17 protein-coding genes are annotated in these 18,308 nt (G+C 70.6%); 6 read left to right on the forward strand and 11 right to left on the reverse strand.

All coding sequences use genetic code 11. The annotated features are described in order from the left end of the window. The first annotated feature begins 242 nt into the window (after positions 1-242). Genes uriH through OIE49_RS02355 form a run of 3 tightly spaced genes read left to right on the forward strand, consistent with a single transcriptional unit; the run spans position 243 to position 3,055 of the window. Positions 243-1,190 (forward strand): uridine-preferring nucleoside hydrolase UriH, encoded by a 948-nt coding sequence (uriH, locus tag OIE49_RS02345; protein WP_326800821.1) that lies wholly within the window; start codon positions 243-245, stop codon positions 1,188-1,190. After that, positions 1,187-2,629: a uridine transporter UriT gene (gene uriT / locus OIE49_RS02350; RefSeq protein WP_326800822.1), complete on the forward strand. Its 1,443-nt coding sequence runs from the start codon at positions 1,187-1,189 to the stop codon at positions 2,627-2,629. The genes uriH and uriT overlap by 4 nt, the downstream gene beginning before the upstream one ends. Positions 2,630-2,686: 57 nt before the next feature. Beyond that, positions 2,687-3,055: a nuclear transport factor 2 family protein gene (locus OIE49_RS02355; protein WP_326800823.1), complete on the forward strand. Its 369-nt coding sequence runs from the start codon at positions 2,687-2,689 to the stop codon at positions 3,053-3,055. A gap of 48 nt (positions 3,056-3,103) precedes the next feature. Here the strand turns inward: OIE49_RS02355 and OIE49_RS02360 are convergent, their stop codons facing one another. The 3 genes from OIE49_RS02360 to OIE49_RS02370 are packed head-to-tail and all read right to left on the reverse strand — an operon-like array spanning position 3,104 to position 6,788. Continuing rightward, a complete protein-coding gene (locus OIE49_RS02360) occupies positions 3,104-4,429 on the reverse strand; it encodes a M20/M25/M40 family metallo-hydrolase (protein WP_326800824.1) in 1,326 nt (441 codons plus the stop codon). Further along, positions 4,426-5,832: a cytosine permease gene (locus OIE49_RS02365; RefSeq protein ID WP_326800825.1), complete on the reverse strand. Its 1,407-nt coding sequence runs from the start codon at positions 5,830-5,832 to the stop codon at positions 4,426-4,428. The genes OIE49_RS02360 and OIE49_RS02365 overlap by 4 nt, the downstream gene beginning before the upstream one ends. A 2-nt stretch (positions 5,833-5,834) precedes the next feature. Next, positions 5,835-6,788, reverse strand: coding sequence for a DUF1177 domain-containing protein (locus OIE49_RS02370; protein WP_326800826.1), 954 nt, complete (start codon positions 6,786-6,788; stop codon positions 5,835-5,837). 145 nt (positions 6,789-6,933) lie between these two features. Here OIE49_RS02370 and OIE49_RS02375 point away from each other — a divergent pair, with 145 nt between their 5' ends. Next, positions 6,934-7,773, forward strand: a complete 840-nt coding sequence (locus tag OIE49_RS02375; protein ID WP_326800827.1) for an IclR family transcriptional regulator — start codon at positions 6,934-6,936, stop codon at positions 7,771-7,773. Between the two features lie 29 nt (positions 7,774-7,802). Continuing rightward, positions 7,803-8,531, forward strand: a complete 729-nt coding sequence (pepE, locus tag OIE49_RS02380) for a dipeptidase PepE (RefSeq protein ID WP_326800828.1) — start codon at positions 7,803-7,805, stop codon at positions 8,529-8,531. A gap of 55 nt (positions 8,532-8,586) precedes the next feature. On the opposite strand, the gene OIE49_RS02385 is transcribed toward pepE, so the two are convergent. From OIE49_RS02385 to OIE49_RS02415, 7 genes are all read right to left on the reverse strand, one after another. Further along, entirely contained in the window at positions 8,587-9,351 is a 765-nt protein-coding gene (locus OIE49_RS02385; RefSeq protein ID WP_326800829.1) for an ABC transporter ATP-binding protein, read from the reverse strand. Then, entirely contained in the window at positions 9,348-10,148 is an 801-nt protein-coding gene (locus tag OIE49_RS02390; RefSeq protein WP_326800830.1) for an ABC transporter ATP-binding protein, read from the reverse strand. Before OIE49_RS02390 ends, OIE49_RS02385 begins: the two co-directional genes overlap by 4 nt. After that, the gene (locus tag OIE49_RS02395; RefSeq protein WP_326800831.1) at positions 10,145-11,023 is read right to left on the reverse strand and encodes an ABC transporter permease; all 879 of its coding nucleotides are present in this window, start codon (positions 11,021-11,023) and stop codon (positions 10,145-10,147) included. Before OIE49_RS02395 ends, OIE49_RS02390 begins: the two co-directional genes overlap by 4 nt. Next, on the reverse strand, positions 11,020-11,985 hold the full coding sequence (locus OIE49_RS02400) for an ABC transporter permease (protein WP_100568817.1): 966 nt from the start codon (positions 11,983-11,985) through the stop codon (positions 11,020-11,022). The genes OIE49_RS02395 and OIE49_RS02400 overlap by 4 nt, the downstream gene beginning before the upstream one ends. Continuing rightward, positions 11,985-13,505, reverse strand: a complete 1,521-nt coding sequence (locus tag OIE49_RS02405) for an ABC transporter substrate-binding protein (protein WP_326800832.1) — start codon at positions 13,503-13,505, stop codon at positions 11,985-11,987. Before OIE49_RS02405 ends, OIE49_RS02400 begins: the two co-directional genes overlap by 1 nt. A gap of 45 nt (positions 13,506-13,550) precedes the next feature. Beyond that, the gene (locus OIE49_RS02410) at positions 13,551-14,279 is read right to left on the reverse strand and encodes a DUF1684 domain-containing protein (RefSeq protein ID WP_326800833.1); all 729 of its coding nucleotides are present in this window, start codon (positions 14,277-14,279) and stop codon (positions 13,551-13,553) included. Between the two features lie 190 nt (positions 14,280-14,469). Next, positions 14,470-15,021 (reverse strand): DoxX family protein, encoded by a 552-nt coding sequence (locus OIE49_RS02415; RefSeq protein ID WP_326800834.1) that lies wholly within the window; start codon positions 15,019-15,021, stop codon positions 14,470-14,472. 210 nt (positions 15,022-15,231) lie between these two features. Here OIE49_RS02415 and OIE49_RS02420 point away from each other — a divergent pair, with 210 nt between their 5' ends. Further along, positions 15,232-16,488 carry an amidohydrolase gene (locus OIE49_RS02420; protein ID WP_326800835.1) on the forward strand — a complete coding sequence of 419 codons (1,257 nt, stop codon included), beginning with the start codon at positions 15,232-15,234 and terminating at the stop codon, positions 16,486-16,488. A gap of 131 nt (positions 16,489-16,619) precedes the next feature. Here the strand turns inward: OIE49_RS02420 and OIE49_RS02425 are convergent, their stop codons facing one another. Next, positions 16,620-18,248 (reverse strand): transposase, encoded by a 1,629-nt coding sequence (locus OIE49_RS02425; protein WP_326800836.1) that lies wholly within the window; start codon positions 18,246-18,248, stop codon positions 16,620-16,622. Positions 18,249-18,308: the final 60 nt, after the last annotated feature.

Genomic DNA, 18,308 nt, shown 5'->3' on the forward strand with positions numbered 1-18,308 from the left:
CACCGACGCCGGAGAACGTTATCACCAGCCTCCTGCGCCCCGGACTGCCGTGGAGCAGGGGAGGGCGGGAGAAAGATGTAACGTCCATTGACATATTGATGAGGAATGGGCGAATGTTCGGGAGAACGTTTTCCCTAACGTCTCCCCAGGCGCCGGACCACTCGGCGCCCTCCGGACGTGGCCGCCCCTGGGCGTCCCCGGAGATCGGTTTCACCCAGGTAAGCGAGCAAAGGGGCTCTCCGTTGGCCAGAAAGATCATCCTCGACTGCGACCCGGGACACGACGACGCCATCGCCATGCTTCTGGCGCACGGCAATCCCGAGATCGAGCTCGTGGCCGTCACGACCGTGGTCGGGAACCAGACGCTGGAGAAGGTGACCCGCAACGCGCTGTCCGTGGCCCGTATCGCCGGGATCACCGGAGTGCCCTTCGCCGCGGGCTGCCCCCGGCCTCTGGTGCGCGACATCGAGACGGCGCCGGACATCCACGGCGAGTCCGGACTCGACGGACCCGTGCTGCCCGAGCCGACCCTGGAGCTGGACCGCCGCCACGCGGTCGACCTGATCATCGACACGGTCATGTCGCACGAGCCGGGCGAGATCACCATCGTGCCGACCGCCGGTCTGACCAACATCGCGATGGCGGTCCGCAAGGAGCCGCGCATCGCCTCCCGTGTCCGTGAGGTCGTCCTGATGGGCGGCGGCTACCACGAGGGCAACTGGAGCGCGGTCGCCGAGTTCAACATCAAGATCGACCCCGAGGCCGCGCACATCGTCTTCAACGAGAGCTGGCCGGTCACCATGGTCGGTCTCGACCTCACGCACCAGGCGCTGGCGACGCCCGCCGTCACCGAGAAGATCGCCGCGGTCGGCACCGCGCCCGCCAAGTTCGTCCTGGAACTGCTGGACTTCTTCGGCGCGATGTACGAGCAGGCCCAGGGCTTCGAGTTCCCGCCCGTGCACGACCCCTGCGCGGTCGCCTACGTCATCGACCCCGACGTCATGACGGTGCGCAAGGCCCCCGTGGACATCGAGCTCACCGGCACGCTGACCCTGGGCATGACCGTGGCCGACTTCCGGGCGCCCGCCCCGGACGACTGCCACACGCAGGTCGCGGTGAAGCTCGACCACGAGCGGTTCTGGAACCTGGTCGTGGACGCACTCGAGCGGATCGGCGACGTCCAGGCATGACCGTTCCCAGCGTTTCCACCACCGACAGACCACCCCGCTCCGCGCAGGGCTCCCCCGTCCGGATCGGTGTGCTGCTGACCGCGCTGCTCGCCGCGTGCGTGGCCTTCCAGCTCAACGCCAGCATGATCAGTCCGGCGCTGAAGAGCATGGAGGGATCCCTCCACGCCACCTCGGCCGAGATCGGGCTCACCCAGACCGCGTTCTTCACGTCCGCGGCCCTGTTCTCGCTGTTCCTGCCGCGACTGGGCGATGTCGTCGGCCGCCGCAAGGTCCTCACCGGCATGCTGGCCCTGATGGCCGTCGGATGTGTCGTCGCCGCGTTCGCGCACAACGTCCCGGTCCTGTTCGCCGGGCGCATCATCCAGGGCGTGAGCGGCCCGGTCGTCCCGCTGTGCCTGATCATGCTGCGGGAGGAGGTGCCCGAGCCCAAGCGCTACGGCACCCTGCTCGGTGTGATCACCGCCTTCAACGGCGGAGTCGCGGGTGTCGACTCCCTCGCGGGCGGCTACCTCGCCGACCACCACGGGTTCCAGTCGGTCTTCTGGGCGATGGCCGTCGTCGCGGCGGTCGCCACGGCCATGGTCGCGCTGATGAGCCGCGAGTCCAAGGCGCCGGTCGCCGAGCGCATGGACTGGCCCGGCGTCGTGCTGCTCGTGGTCTCGGTGGGCTCGCTGCTCATCGCGCTGAACGAGGCCGGCAAGCTCGCCGCGGCCAACTGGCCGCTGATCGCCCTGCTCGTGGTCGTCGCCGCGGTGGCCTTCGCGCTGTTCTGGCGCACGGAGAACCGCAGCGGGCATCCGCTGGTCGCCACGCATCATCTGCGGCAGCGCTCCACGTGGGCGCTCCTGCTCACGACGGTGCTCACCATGACGGGTGTGTTCGCCGTCATGAACGGGCTGATCCCCGCGTTCGCCGAGGACGCGCAGGCGGGACTCGGCTTGTCCGCGCAGCAGTCCGCGTGGTGGACCCTCACGCCGTACGCCCTGGCCGGGCTCGCCATGGGTCCGATCGCCGGCCGGCTGGCCGCCACCTTCGGGTACGGCCGGATCCTGCGCATCGGTCTCGTCGGAGCCGCGGCAACCGTGGTCCTGATGATCCTCACGCTGCACGGCCATTCACGGGCCATGCTGCTGACGGCGTCCATCCTGGTGGGGATCACCTACGCCGGGATCGGGAACATCGTGCTCAACGGGCTCGGCATCGTGCTGTCCCCGCGTGAGAACCCCGGGTTCCTGCCCGGTCTGAACGCGGGCGCGTTCAACCTCGGCGCCGGTCTGAGCTTCGCGGTGCTGTACGCGGTGAAGACCGCGGCGGCCCCCGCGGATCCGTCGTCGACCGGCGACTACACCACCGCCATGATCACGGGTGCGGTCATCATGGCCGTCGCCGTCGTGACGTCGTTCCTCATCCCCAAACCGGTGGCTGCGGAAGCGCGTTGAGCACGCGAGCCCCGTCGGGAGTTCTCTCCCGACGGGGCCCGCGCCTAGAGCTCCCGCATGACGAGTGACGAGCGGGAGCAGGCCGTGAAGGCGGCCATCGACGGAGAGTTGCTGCTTCTCGATCCCGAGGTACGTGCCTCCCCGGCCCGTGTCCTGGAACTGCTTGACCCGGAGTTCACCGAGATCGGGACCTCTGGACGCCGGTGGGACGTGAAGTCGATCCTCGCGGTGACGAGCGGCGGCTCCGTCTCCCCGGAATCCCCTGTCGAGGTCAGCGAGATGTCCGAAGCCGTCCTTGCCCCAGAGCTCGTCCACCTCAAGTACTTCACCGACTACCAGGGCCGCCGCGTATGGCGAAGCTCCCTGTGGCGGCTGACGGAGACCGGCTGGCGCTTGTACTTCCACCAGGGCGCCCTGGCCGCCTGAGTTCCCTCACCCCCGCGGGCGGCGCGGAGGTGAGGGCGGGGGCAGCGGTCAGCAGCTCTGCCAAAGGCGGGTCATCACCCGGACGCCGAAGCGGAGGCCTTCGAGGGGGACTCGTTCGTCCACGCCGTGGAAGAGGCGGCCGTAGTCGAGGTCGTGGGGCAGTTTCAGGCCCTTGAAGCCGAAGCAGCGGATGCCGAGCTTCGTGAAGGCCTTCGCGTCGGTGCCGCCCGGGTTGCAGTACGGCACCGGGTGACCGTCGGGGTCCTCGGCGCGTACGGCCGCGCACATCGCGTCGACGAGGGGGCCGTCGAAGGTGGTCTCCATGGCGATGTCGTGGTTGACCCACTGCCGGCTGACCGACGGCAGGAGCAACTTGTCGATGGTGTCGACGAGTTCCTTCTCATGGCCGGGCAGGAAGCGGCCGTCGACGCGTGCGGTGGCCCGGCCCGGGATCACGTTGGTCTGGTAACCGGCCGAGAACATGGTGGGGTTGGCGGAGTTGCGCAGCACCACCTGCATGAAGTCGGCGACCGGCCCGAGCTTCGCGAGTTCCGCGTCGAGGTCCTCGGCGTCGAAGTCGATGTCGACGCCCTGGAGCCGTGCCGCCTCCGCGAGCAGCGCGCGCACCGGTTCGATCAGGCGGATCGGGAAGGTGTGGCGGCCGATGCGGGTGAGCGACTCGGCGAGGTCGGTGACCGCGTTCTCGTCGTTGGGCGAGGAGCCGTGGCCCGCGCGGCCGGTGGCCGTCAGTTCCATCCAGGCCATGCCGCGCTGGGCGTTCTCGATCGGGTACAGCCGCCGGGTGTCGTCGAGCGCGTAGCTGAACCCGCCGCCCTCGCCGATCGCCTCGGTGACGCCGGCGAACAGCTCGGGCCGGTGCTCGACCAGCCAGTGCGCGCCGTACCTGCCGCCCGCCTCCTCGTCGGCGAGGAAGGCCAGGACGATGTCGCGGGACGGCCGGGTGCCGGTTCGGGCGAAGTGCCGGGCGGTGGCCAGCATGACCGCCACCGTGTCCTTCATGTCGATGGCGCCCCGGCCCCACAGGTAGCCGTCGTGGATCTCGCCGGAGAACGGCGGGACCTGCCACTCGTCCGGGTCGGCCGGTACGACGTCCAGATGGCCATGGACGAGCAGGGCCCCACGGTCCGGCTCGCGGCCCGGGATGCGGGCGACGACGTTGGCGCGGCCCGGCGCGCTCTCCACCAGCTCCGAGGTGATGCCGGCCTCGGCCATCAGCTCGACGACCCGGTCGGCGCAGGCCCGCTCGTCGCTGGTGGGGTTGGAGGTGTCGAAGCGGATCAGCTCCGCGCACAGTTCGATGGCCTCGCGCTGTGCCTCCTCGGAGGCGGCGGCGAGTGCGGGGGTGGTGCTCATGACGCTCCTACGGGGGCCGTGCCGGTGGCGGCCGGGGACTGCCCGGTGCCGTCGGCGGCCTCGTCGTCGAGGGTGGTGGTGCCGTAGGTCCTGATCCAGCCGGCGAGTCCGAGGACGCTGTACAGGACGAAGGCGGTCAGCAGGGAGTTGAGTGCGGGGATGCCGCCGTCGTAGAACTTGCCGACGCAGAACGCCGCGGCCCAGATGACCAGGGACATCGGCACCCAGACCGGTGAGGTGGCGGGCAGGGTCTGCGTCTCGCGGGTGGCGTCGAGCGGTCCGCGCATGCGGCGCACCACCCAGTACTCGGCGACGATGATGCCGCCGACCGGCGGGATGGCCACGCCGAGCACCGACAGGAAGTCGGTGAAGTGGGTCATGATGCCGACCGCGGACAGCAGGGTGCCGGCGAGGCCGAGGACGATGGTCACCGCGCCTCGGCGCAGGCGCTTGCGGAAGACGACCTGGAAGAAGTTCACGACGCCGAGCGAGGAGCCGTACAGGTTCCAGTCGTTGATCTTCGCCGTGGACATCAGGACGACCAGCACACCGAAGACGCCGGAGGTGGAGAGCACGATCTGGGAGACCTGGTTGCTGCCCACCAGATGACCGAGCAGGACACCGGTCATGCCGACGATGTACTCGGACAGGATCATGGAGGAGGCGCTCTGCACGAAGACGTGGGCGCCCTTCTTGTTGTAGCGGGTCATCTCGGGCGCGACGATCGCGCCGGTCATGAAGCCGCCCGCGATGGCGGTCGCGGCGACCGACAGCGGGATCGCCGGGCCGGGGGCCGGCGAGTGGACCAGGTCCGAGATGGAGTGCTTGGTCAGGGCGTCGGTGACGGACCAGGCGACCATCGCGAAGAACAGCGGGGTGACGATCTTCGCGAAGACCGCCATGTACCGGAAGCCGAAGACCACCAGGACCGTGATGGCCAGGCCGGCGACGACGCACCACAGCCACGAGGGGCCGCCGACCAGGGCGGAGACGCTGTTGCCGAAGATCGTGTTCTGCACTCCGAACCAGCCGACGAGGCTGATGGAGATGACGAGGCTGACCAGCGCGGAGCCGTTGCGGCCGAAGCCGACCCAGCGGGTCAGCAGCGGGGTCGCGAGGCCCTCGCGCATACCGGCCAGGCCGATCGCGAAGATCACGACTTCCAGGATCACGGCGCCGAGGGTGAAGGCGAGGAGCGCGTTGCCGAAGGACATTCCGACACCGATGGTGGCGCCGAGCGTGAACTGCGAGATCGATCCGGACTGGGCGAGCCACTGGAGCAGCATCGTCCAGAAGCCGAGCCGTTCGTCGCGCGGGACGCGGGCGAGGGCGTAGTCGTCGCTGCCCAGGGCTCTTGGGCCGGCGGTGTCCGGGGAGGTGGCGGTGTTCTTGTGTGCGGCCATGATCACGACTCCCTGGGTGCGCGGCCGAGGGTCTGCAGGTGTGCCAGCGAGCCGTAACGGGACACGAGCCGGCCGAACTCCACGTCGTCGTAAAAGTCCAGGCGTCCGCCGCCGTAGGCCTTCGCGGTCTCGACGGCGAACCGGGCGGCGGCCGCGATGTCGCTCTCGTGACTCGCGCCCGTCTGGCAGCCGGGCACCGCCGCGGCCGAGGTGACCGCGAGGCCGACGACCGGGGCGGACGTCGCCGTGGCCGGCTGAAGGATCGAATTGATGTGGTGTACACCGTTACCGTACGGGGTGATGTCCTGAGTGGTCACCGGGTACGTGACCAACGGCTCACCGGTCACCACGGCCAGCAGCTCCCCCATCTGCTCGCTGACCTTGAGCACCCAGCCCTCCTTGACGGTGGGCGACAGGGCCAGGCCCTTGTGGTTGATGATCCGGTTGCCCTTGGTGGTGTCGATGGAGAGCACCGCCTCCATCGCGTCGGTGACCTCGTGCCGGTTCATGGTGGCGATGTCGACCGGCGAGTCCATGAACGGCACCGGGTCGTGCGGTGCGGTCGGGGCGTTCGGGCAGATGTGGGTGGCCACGATCACGTCGCCGTCGAGCACGTCGCCGCGGCGGCGCATGTCCAGCAGCTTGGCGGCGGTGGCGATCGCGGCGATCGCGCCGTCCGCGTCGGAGACCAGGCCGGTGATCTCCGGACGGGCGCCCACGCCGCCGAGCCGCCCGACCACGCCGAGGGTGCGCGAGGTGCCGCCGCGGCCGCGGCCGGTGCGGCCCGGCACGCGCACGAGGACGAAGTCCGTGGCGCCCCGCTCGCCGGTGACGGTGGTGACCTGGGCGCCGGAGCCGGCGGGGCCCGCCACGGAGTCGAGGTAGGCGGCGACTCCCTTGCCGTCGGCATCGGGATCGTCCAGCAGATCCACGATGTCCAGGACGTACTTCAACATGGGCAGCTTCTCCTGATCCGCACCTGAGGCGGTGCTGACAGAAGATTCGGGATCCGTTAACCTTCTTCGCAACTGTTTCCCGTTATCTGCAATTCAGGTCTGAATGGCGAGATGGGCGGAGGGACGGACGTCCAGTGCGGACGTCATGCGGAGAGGAGTTGCCGTGCCTGACATCCCCGTCGACCGGAAGACCCCGGCCGGGGCGCTGCAGACCGTCGACCGCGCCCTGCTGGTGCTGCTGGCCTTCGAGCGCACCCGGCCCGACTGGGGCGTGACGGAGGTGGCCACCGAGTTCGGCTGGGACACCTCGGTCGCGCAGCGGCTGCTGTCCACGCTGGCCGGGCGCGGCTTCCTGGTGTCGGATCCGGCGACCCGCCGCTACCGGATCGGTCCCGCCGCGCTGCGGCTCGGCCGCCTCTGGGAGCGCTCCGGCTCGCTGGAACTGCTCGCGGAGCCCGTCCTCCAGGAGCTGCGCGCGGCGACCGGCGACACGGTCCTGTTCTGTCTGCCCGACAGCTTCCACATGCGGTGCGTGGCGGCGGTCGAGGGCGAGGAGGGGCCGCTGCGGTACTACCCTCTGGTCGGCGAGCTGTATCCGGCGCACGCGGGGGCGACCAGCAAGTCGTACTACGCGTTCCTGCCCGACGAGCAGCGCCACCGGCTGTTCCGGGGACGTCCCATGGCCCGGTTCACGGAGCGCACGGTCACCGACCCCGACCAGCTGGAACGCGAGTTCCGTCAGGTGCGGGCGCAGGGGTACGCGTGGACGGTGGGCGAGTACGACGCGGGCATCGGCACTGTCGCCGTGCCGGTCTTCCTCGGCGCCGAGCCCTACGGCAGTCTCAGCCTGGGGGCCGCCGGGGAGCGTTTCCCGGACGGTCCCGAGGACCGGCTCGACGCGCTGCGCAAGGCGGCCCGCCTGCTGGAACAGCGGCTGACGCACCCGCCCCAGCACCACCGCCGCCCGCGCGGCCGTACAGCCTGAAGCACCGAACCCATGGTGAGGAACACCCCTTGAACCTGCTGCTCCTGTCCAACTCCACCCAGTACGGCCGTGGTTACCTGGAACACGCCCTCGACACCGTGACCGCGTTCCTGCCGGACCGGGCACGGCTCGCGTTCGTGCCGTACGCGCTCGCCGACCACGACGCCTACACCACCAAGGTGCGCGACGCGCTCGCCGGGGCCGGCATCGACGTGCACGGGGTGCACGAGGGCGGTGACCCGGTCGGCCGGCTCGCCGAGGCGGACGCCGTGTTCGTCGGCGGCGGCAACTCCTTCCGGCTGCTGACCGCCCTGTACCGGACGGGTCTGCGGGATGCTCTGATCAAGGCGGTCGGGGACGGGCTGCCGTACATGGGCGCCAGCGCGGGCACCAACATGGCCGCGCCCACGCTGCGCACCACCAACGACATGCCGATCGTCCAGCCTCCGTCCTTCGAGGCGCTGGGTCTTGTCCCGTTCCAGATCAACCCGCACTACCTGGACCCCGACCCGGGCTCCACGCACAAGGGCGAGACCCGCGAGGAGCGCCTGACGGAGTTCCTCGAGGAGAACGACGTGCCGGTCCTCGGCCTGCGCGAGGGCTCCTGGCTGCGCGTGACGGGAACCCACGCCGAGATCGGCGGCGGGAGCGCCGCCCGCCTCTTCTCCCGCGGCACGGCACCGCGCGAGATCCCGGTCGGCACGGACGTCTCCGAACTGCTCACCATCGCCCCGGAGTACGACACACCGGCGCGGTAGCGCCGGGAGCGAGCCGAAGGAGAACCGCCACCGCGCCGGGGGAAGCGGTGGCGGTTCAGGCCGGCAGGCGCGGCACGCTGTCGAGCAGGCGGCGGGTGTACGGGTGGGCGGGCTGCGTCAGGACCTGCGCGGTGTCGCCGTGTTCGACCACGCGACCGCGTTCCAGGACGGCCGTGCGTTCGCACAGGGAGGCGACGACCGACAGGTCGTGGGAGACCATCACCAGGGTCAGCCCCTGCTCCTGCTTGAGCTCGGCCAGCAGGTCGACGACCTTGACCCGGGTGGTGACGTCGAGCGCGCTCACGGGTTCGTCGGCCAGCAGCACCCGCGGAGTGCAGACGGTGGCGCGGGCGATGGCGATCCGCTGACGCTGGCCGCCGGAGAACTCGTGCGGATAGCGGTCCGCAGCGTCGGCCGGCAGGCCGACCCGTTCCAGGGCCGCGGCCACCTTCGGCCGGGCCGTGGCGCGGCTGTCGATGCCGAGGGAGAGCAGCGGCTCGGCCACGGTGGCGCCGACCCGGCGGCGCGGGTCGAGCGAGGAGTACGGGTCCTGGAAGACGCACTGGACGCCGCTCCGGAAGCGGCGCATCTGCTCCCGGTCCCGCGGGGACAGTTCCGCGCCGTCGAAGCGGACCTGGCCGACCGTGGGTCGGGCGAGGCCCAGCAGCAGCCGCAGCAGCGTGGTCTTGCCGGCTCCCGACTCGCCGACGAGCGCGAGACTGTGTCCGGCCTCGACCTCGAACGACACGTCCTCGACCACGTTGCCTGTGGCGCCCCGGTAGCGCAGCGCGACGCCGGACAGTTCGAGTACGGGGGTCATCGCGCGCTCCTCAGGTCCAGGGCGGATTCCAGGCGCCGGGCGCTGGCGACGAGGGCCTTGGTGTACTCCTCGCGGGGCGCGCCGACGATGGCCCCGACCGGGCCCTCCTCCACGGCCCGCCCGTCCTTCAGCACCAGGGCACGGTCGGTCACCTTGGCCACCACGGCGAGGTCGTGGCTGACGAACAGCACCGCCATGTCCCGTTCGCGGACCAGCGTGTCGATGAGTTCCAGCATCTCGGCCTGGACGGACACGTCCAAGGCGGTGGTCGGCTCATCCGCGATGAGCAGTTTCGGTTCGCAGGCCAGGGCCATGGCGAGGGCCACGCGCTGGCGCTGTCCGCCGGAGATCTCGTGCGGGAAGGCACGGGCGATGCGCTCGGGTTCGGGCAGCCGGACCTGGACGAGCGTCCGCGCCACCGCCTGCTGAAGGTCCTTGCCCTTCAGGCCGGTGCGCCTGCGGAGGGGTTCGGCGATCTGGCGGCCCACGCGCATCAGCGGGTCGAGCGCGGTGAGCGGCTCCTGGAAGACGATGGCCGCGTCCCGGCCGCGCAAGGAGGTGAGCCGCTTCTCGGGGGCGCCGACCACCTGGGTGCCGGCGAGTTCGACGCTGCCGGTGGCGGTCATGCCGTCGGGCAGCAGACCGAGCACGGCGAGCGTGGTGAGGGACTTGCCGGAGCCGGACTCGCCGATGAGGCCGAGGCGTTCGCCCCCGGACACGGTGAAGGACAGGTCGTCGACCAGGGTGCGGCCGTCGCTGGTGCGGACGGTCAGTCCGCGTACGTCGAGGAGGTTCACGCGCGCCTCCGGCGGGCGGCCGGGTCGAGGGTGTCGCGCAGGCCGTCGGCGATGAGGTTGACGCCGATGACGAGCAGGACGAGCAGGATGCCGGGGGCGAGCGCGCCCGCCGGGGCGGTGGTGAAGGTGGCCTGGGCCTCCTGGAGCATCCGGCCCCACGAGGCGTTCGGCGGGGGCGCTCCGAGTCCGAGGTAGGACAGTCCGGCCTCGGCGAGTACGGCGAGCCCGAACTGGAGGGCCAGGTTGACCACCAGGGTGGGCCAGATGTTGGGCAGCACATGGCCGACGACGGTCCTGGGCCAGGACGTGCCGGAGGTGCGGGCCGCGGTGATGTAGTCCTGCGCGAGCACGCGTTTGACGAGGATGCGCGCCAGCCGGGCGACGACCGCGCTCTGCGCCAGGCCGATCGCGAGGACGGCCGAGCCGAGGGTCGCCGAGCGTGCGGCGACGATGAGCATCGCGAGCAGCAGGGTCGGGAAGGCGATGAGGATGTCGAGGAACGCCGAGAGCGTGTCGTCGAGCCAGCCCTGCGCGAACGCGGCGAGCACCCCGAGGGTGACGCCGATCGCGGCGGCGACGAGCACCGACCCCAGGCCCGCCTCGACGGCGATCCGCGAGCCGGTCATGACCTGGGTGAACAGGTCGCGCCCGAGCTTGTCGGTGCCCAGCAGATGCCCGTTCCCGGGACCGGCGAGGCGCCCGCCGGAGGTGTCGTCGGCGGAGAAGGGCAGCCAGAACAGGGACACCAGCGCGAGCAGCGCGATGAGACCGGCGAGGACACAGCCGACGACGAGCGTGGCCGAGCGCCGGGGACTGCGTCCGCCCGGTGGCGTCTTCTCCGGCCGGACGGTGGGCAGTGTGTCCGCCCGGGTCATCGGGCACCTCCGGAGAGCCGGCCGCGCAGACGCGGGTCGATGATCCGCTGTACGAGGTCGGCGACGAAGCCGATGAGCAGCACGGCGAGGGTGGAGACGAACAGCACGCCCTGGATGACCGGGTAGTCGTGCTGGGCGATGGCGGTGGCGAGCAGGGAGCCGAGGCCGGGCAGCGCGTACACCGATTCCACGACGACCGCGCCGAGCAGGGTCGAGGCGAGTTCGATGCCGAGGATCGAGATGACCGGAACGGAGGCGTTGCGCAGTCCGTGCCGCCACATCGCCCGGCCGAAGGACGAGCCCAGGGCGCGGGCGGTGCGCAGATGGTCGCTGCCGAGGACGTCGAGGGTGGCGGAGCGGACGTAGCGGATCAAGGACGCGCTCATCACCAGGGCGATGGTGACGACCGGCAGGACGAGGGAGCGGACCGCCTCGGCGGGCTCCGACCAGCCGTCCGGCGGGAAGCCGCCGGACGGGAGCCAGCCGGCGTTCAGGGCGAACACGGCGATGAGGATCATGCCGAGCCAGAACACCGGGACCGCGATGCCCAGTTGGGACACGCCGCTGAGCAGTGCGCCGTACCAGGTGTGCCGTTTGTGCGCGGCGACGAACCCGGCGGGCACGGCGAGGACGACGGCGAGGGTGAACGCGGCCAGGGTCAGCGGCACGGTGACGCTCATCCGGGAGGCGACCTCGGGTCCGACCGGCAGCGAGCTGACGAAGGAGGTGCCGAGGTCACCGCTCGCCAACTGCCCGAGCCAGTGGACGAACTGCTCGGGCAGCGGCTTGTCGGACCCGATGGAGTGCCGTGCCGCGGCGATCTGTTCCGGGCTCGCACCCACCGAGGTGAGTGCGTTGGCCGGGTCGCCGGGCAGCATGCGCAGCAGGACGAACAGCACCACGCTCGCCAGGGCCAGCGACACCAGGAGGAAGGCGAAGCGCCGCAGGAGATAGCGGGCCATCAGCCCTTCTTCTGGATGTCGTAGACGTAGAACTGCGAGTTGAGGCCGTTGAGCGGGTAGCCGGACAGCTTGCTGCTCGCGACGACGATCTGCGGGTAGAGGTACAGCCAGTCGCTGGCCGCGTCCTCGGCGGTCTTGCGGTTGACCTTCTTCAGCAGGTCGGTCTGCTCGGCGGTGCTGGAGGCCTGCTCGGCCTGCTCCACCCACTGCGTGACCTGCTTGTTGTCGTAGCCCCAGTAGAAGTCGGGGTTGCCGTACCAGACGAGGTCACGGTCGTTGACGTGCTCCTGGAGGGTGGCCGAGAAGTCGTGGTTCTTGTAGACCTTCGTGTACCACTCGTCCGGCGTGATCGTGTTGATCTTGACGTTGACGCCGACCTTGGCGAGCTCGGACTTGATGAAGGTCGCGGCGGTGGGGTGCGGGTCGTAGTTCGGGGTGTCGAGGGTGAAGCTGAAGCCCTTGGCGTAGCCGGCCTCGGCGAGCAGCTTCTTGGCCCGTGCCGGGTCGTAGGCGTTGACCTTGGTGAGGTCCTCGTACCAGGGGTCGGTGGGCGGCACCATCGAGCCGATGAGCTTGCCGTAGCCGCCCCAGACGGACTCGAGGAGCTTCTTGTCGTCGATGGCGGAGGACACGGCCTGGCGCACCTTGACGTCGGTGAACGGCTTGGCCTTGTCGTTGAAGGCGAGCAGCAGCTTGGTGGTGGAGTCGCCGTCGTTGACCTTGTAGTTCTGGTTGCTCTTGAACTGGTCGAGGGCGTCGGGCGACTGCTCGCTGGTGACCACGTCGACGGCGCCCGTCAGCAGCGCGTTGTTGAGGGCGGTCGCGTCCTTGTAGTAGTGGAAGACGGCCTTCTTGTTCGTGGCTGCCTTGCCCCAGTAGCCGGGGAACCGGTCCAGGCTCAGCGCGGAGCCGCGGGTCCACTTGCCGAGCTGGTACGGGCCGGTGCCGTCCTCGGTCGTCTTCAGGTTCTTCGCCTGGGAGTTGATGATCCAGACGTAGGAGAGGTTGTAGACGAAGGAGATCGACTTCTTGGACAGCGTGACCTTGACGGTCCGCGCGTCGGGGGTGGCGATGTCCTTGATGACCTGGAGGTTGTTCTTGCGGGCGGACTGGGAGTCGTCCGCGATGACCTTCTCCAGGCTGTACTTGACGTCTTCGCTGGTGAGGGCCTTGCCGCTGTGGAACTTCACGCCGTCGCGCAGGGTGAAGGTGTAGGTGAGTCCGTCACCGCTCACCTTGTAGTCCGTGGCGAGCAGCTTCTCGACCTTGCCGTCGTCGGTGAGCTTGAACAGCCCTTCGTAGACGTTGCCGTTGAGGGCCTCGGTGACGCCCTGGCCGCCGCCTGCGGTGTTGTCGAGGTTCTGCGGCTCGTAGAGGGAGCCGACGTTGACGGTGGCGTCCTTGTTCGCGGTGCCGCCGGAGGCGTTGCCGCCCGAGCCGGAGCCGCCGCAGGCGGTGAGGGTCACGGCGAGGGTGGCAGCGGTGGCGGTGGCGTACAGGGACGTCTTCTTGATGCTCATGGCTGTGGCGCTTTCGTGCTGGGGGTGCGGGAGGCTACGGGGTGATCAGTGCTGTGCGGGGAAGCCGCCGCGGAAGACGGGGAGCTTCTCACCGGCCTGAATGGGCAGGTGGAAACGGTTCTGCCGCGGCGGCATCGGACAGTTGTACTGATCGGAGAATCCGCAGGGCGGCACGAAGGCGCGGTTGAAGTCGAGCAGGACGCGGTCGTCGTCCTCGGTGCGCCGCACGAAGAGGAAGCGGCCGGCGCCGTAGGTGGTGTCACCGTTGGTGGGGTCGCCGAAGACGAGCAGCAGGGTGCCGTCGTCGTCGAAGGCGCTGAGGGTGTGGTCGCGGCCGTCGACGGTGAGCGTGATGTCGCCCGGGACGACGAGGTCACGGGTGCCGCCGTTGTCCCGGATGTGCTCGAAGGCCACGCGCCGGGCGCCGGGTACGGGCGTGTAGGTCGCCTCGAGCACCCAGGCAGGGTCGTAGGGGAACACGTCGACGCGGTCGAAGTGGCGGACGGCGTCCGAGTCGGCGTCCCAGAAGCGCAGGCCGTGCTCGGGCTCGCCGGTGACGAGGTCGGTGCGCTGGAGCGTGGTGACGGTCACCGTCCGCGGCCGGCCCGCGCGAGCGGCCTCGGCGTCCGGGCGCTCACCGGCCGGCAGCCAGCGGGTCTCGACGAGGGCGAGGTTGCCCGTCGGCGAGGTGAGGGCCCGATGTCGCTCGGACCGCCATGCGTCCCACTCCCCCGCGGGGTCGGCTGTGGGCTGGTCGGTGATGGAGTGGGACATGTCAGGACTCATTCGCGCAGCGTTCGGGGGCATCACGCCGCAGATGTCACGCCGCGTGAATTGATGGCCAAAGCGTCACCTTTATCTTCTATAAGGCTCTCTAATGTCAAATGAGATCCACTGGCCGGACGGCGACCCGGACGGCAGACGGCAGACGGCGCACAGCCCGTCCGCCGTCCGGGGCGGGGCGTCAGTGGCGCAGCAGCAGCGTGACCCCGGCGACGACGGCGCCGAGCACGATCGCGGCGACGCCATGGGCGACGCGGTGCGAGCGCAGCACGGGCAGCAACCGGTCCACGGCGATCCGGCCGGGGCCGGTCAGGGCGAGGGCCACCGCGGACAGGGCGATGAGCAGCTCGTACTCGACGCCCTGCGGGGCGAAGAAGCCGCCGCCCCACTTGACGGAGATCGCGTTGACCAGCGTGCCGACGACGGCCGCGGCGGCGAGCGGGGTGAGCAGGCCCAGCACGAGGCCGAGCCCGCCGAGGGTCTCACTGAGCCCGGCCACGACGGCGAACGCCTTGGGCGAGGGGTAGCCGGAGGCCGCGAAGAACTGCCCGGTGCCGTCCACACCGCCTCCGCCGAACCAGCCGAACAGCTTCTGGGTGCCGTGCGCGGCCATGGTCAGCCCGAGCACGAGGCGCAGGACGAGCAGGCCGGCGTCGTACGCGTGGGCGGGGGCCGCCGGGGCCGTCTCGGGCGCGGCGGCGGGTCGGGTCAGGGTGACGTCGGAAGTGGTCATGGTGGTGGCTCCTCGCGGGTCGTGGGGGCGCGGGGTCTCGCGGCGCTGGGCGTGGGGACCCGAGTTAACTTGAAACTTCAAGCTATACACGACGGTGCCATTGCTGCAACTTTCAAGCAGTCCGGCGTGGCGGCTCGCCGGCCTGCCGCGTTCCCACACGTGTGGTTACGTCGGACATAGCGGCCCTCCACCGGCCGAAGGGGCAGCACGATGACCGCACACGACACCGCCCGGCAGGCCCTGGCCGGCCTGGACACCCCCCTGAACCAGGACCTCGAAGCGCTCTACCAGGACCTGCACGCCCATCCCGAGCTGTCCTTCGAGGAGCACCGCACGGCCGCCGAAGTCGCCCGCCGCGCACGGGACTTGGAGTACGAGGTCACCGAGGGCGTCGGGCGGACCGGCGTCGTGGCCAGGCTGGTGAACGGCGAGGGCCCGACCGTGCTCCTGCGCGCCGACTTCGACGCGCTGCCCGTCACCGAGCGGACCGGGCTGCCGTACACCTCGACCAACGAAGGCGTGATGCACGCGTGCGGTCACGACGTGCACGTCACCTGCCTGGTCGGCACCATGGCCCTTCTGGCCGGCGCCCGCGAGCGGTGGTCGGGCACCGTGCTGGCCGTGTTCCAGCCGGCCGAGGAGCTCGGCCAGGGCGCTCAGGCGATGGTCGACGACGACCTGTACGGCCGCTTCGGCACCCCCGACGTCGTCCTCGGCCAGCATGTAATGGCGCTCCCGGCCGGCACCGTCGCCTGCCACCCCGGGCTCGCCTTCGCCGCCACCGACGCGCTCCAGGTGCGCATGTTCGGGCGCGGGGCCCACGCGTCCATGCCGGAGGCGTCGATCGACCCGGTGGTGATGGCGGCCTCCACCGTGATGCGGTTGCAGACCGTGGTCTCCCGCGAGATCGCCTCCAGGGACCGGGCCGTGGTCACCGTCGGCGCCCTGCAGGCCGGCACCAAGGACAACATCATCCCGGACGAGGCCCGGCTCCAGCTCAACATCCGCACCCACGCCCCGCAGGTCCGCCGGACCGTCCTGGACGCGGTGGAGCGGATCGTCCGCGGCGAGGCAGCGGTCGCCGGGGCGCAGCAGGATCCCGAGATCAGCACCCTGCACACCTTCCCGCTGATGGTCAACGACGACGAGGCGTGCGCCCGGACCATGGCCGCCATCGGTGACGTGATCGGCCACGACAGGCTGACCGACCCGGGAGCCTCCTCCGGAAGTGAGGACGTCGGCGTCTTCGGTACCAGCGCGAACGTGCCCGTCTGCTACTGGCTCCTCGGCGGCGTCGACCCCGACACCTACGCGAAGGCGGACGCCGCGGGCACCCGGAGCCGTGACATCCCGCAGAACCACTCGCCGCTCTTCGCCCCCGTCATGCGGCCCACCCTCACCGACGGCGTCACGGCCCTGACCACTGCGGCCCTCACCTGGCTCGGCCCGGCCCCGCGTTCCGCATGACCCACCCGCGCGGAAGCCGGATCGAGTAGGGTCCTCGATGTGAACACCGGACCGGCTACAGGCCATTCACGGACGGGCAACCCGGTGGAGGGCTGATCGCACCGCGGGCGGGTGCCGAGAAGGCACCGTTCCTAGAAACTGAGCGGGAGTGAGTCCTGATGCCAGGGCTCGTGCTCAGCCGTGTGCCCCGAACGGTTGTGGGCACACTGGTCGCCCGCTTTCGCTCCGCGTCCGGGCGGCACGGATCGTGTCCGTGGTCCGGGAACGCGGGGGCGGGGTCCCTCACGCCCCGGGGTGCCCGATGCGGCCTGGACGGTCCGATGCCCCACACGATCGCTCCGGTCGTGTGGGGGCGGTGCCGTCCGACGCCTGATCGCACATCCCAGGGCGCGTCGTCCGATCGCCACTGCGGCAGCGTCGTGGCGGGTGGGCTTCCTGTTCTTGGTGGTGAGGGGTTGTTGCCAGTGCTGGGCGCCCCAGCGGCTGGTGTAGGCGGGGTCGACGGCGACGACGGGGACACCGAGCTCGGCGGCCATGGACACCAGCCGTGCGCGCAGGCGGGCGGTGGGCATGCCGGAGATCAGTTTGCGGAACCGTTTGCGGCGGCCGTGTTTCTCCCGGGTCTTCTCGGCGGTGAAGTCGAGGTCCTCGATCGCGAGGGACAGACCGTGGCGGGCGGTCCAGTGCAGCAGGCGGATCAGGGCGTGGCGCAGTTGTGCGTCGCGGTGCTGTGCGGTGCCGGTCAGCTGGTAGTCGAATCTGCGGGGCGCGCCGAGGGGGTTTCCGTGTGTGTCCAGGCGCCAGGCGGCCAGGTGGTCGGCGTTCATGTCCACCCCGGCCAGCCCACCCGCACGCGCCGCCGAAAGCGGCACGGTCCGCACCGGCGGGGTCTGCCAGGACGCGGTCACATACCAGCGGCCCCGGTCTACGTCGTGGTGAATGCGGTAGGCCACCGCACGGTTCGCCGCGACGCGGTCGGCCCACTGCTCGCCCCGGTGGTGGAAGCGAACGCGGCAGGCAAGCACGTACCGGCCGTGGGGCGCGTTGGCCAGGTTGGCCAGCGGCACTGGGAGCTTGATGCTCACCTCACCGCCGAATGTGACGCGGATCGTCTCGTTTCCGAACCGCTTCCCGGACTCACCGTCGGCCTGCAGGAACCACCGCTGGGCCTGCCACCGCGACCGCCACTGCGCCTCGGTCAGCCCGGCGGCCTCCAGATGATGCCGGGTGTTGAGCAACTTCTTGCCGCCGCGCACCACCCTCACCCGCCCGGCCTCCCAGTCGGCCCGCACCCGCTCCAGCCGGTCCTCAAGGACATGCAGCCGCCGGGACTTGGCGAACCACTCCCGCTCGGAGCGGTAACCTCCCGGCGCCCCCTTGGCACCCTTCGCCCCGACGGGCTGTGCGAGCCGGTACGTGATCGTCTCGACGCCCGCCCGCAGGCGGTGGATGTGGGCGAGCTGCCCGCGCCGGGCCAGCGCCCACTGATCATGCGTGGCCTTGGTGATACTGCCCGCCCACCGCGACGACGACTGCCCGGTCAACGCCCGCTTCCGCCGCGCCCACTGCTCACTGTCGTGAGCCGACCCCGCCGCGCAGCGGGCCTTCAGGTCGCGGGAGGCCAGCGAGCCGAGCAGAGCGCCGACCTGGCGCAGGACCGTCTCGTCCTGCCCGCTCAGGCCCTTGAGACCGGCGCGGATCGCCACCCCGGACGGGCCGGGCACCACGAACGACGCCGCCACCTCACGCAACCCGCCCATGACCCCACCCCCGCCCGTTACCGGCCAGCCCCTCACCGCACCCAACGACCACCCCCGGCC

Origin of the sequence: Streptomyces sp. NBC_01788 (assembly GCF_035917575.1) — a bacterium.
In the GTDB taxonomy this organism is placed as follows: domain Bacteria; phylum Actinomycetota; class Actinomycetes; order Streptomycetales; family Streptomycetaceae; genus Streptomyces.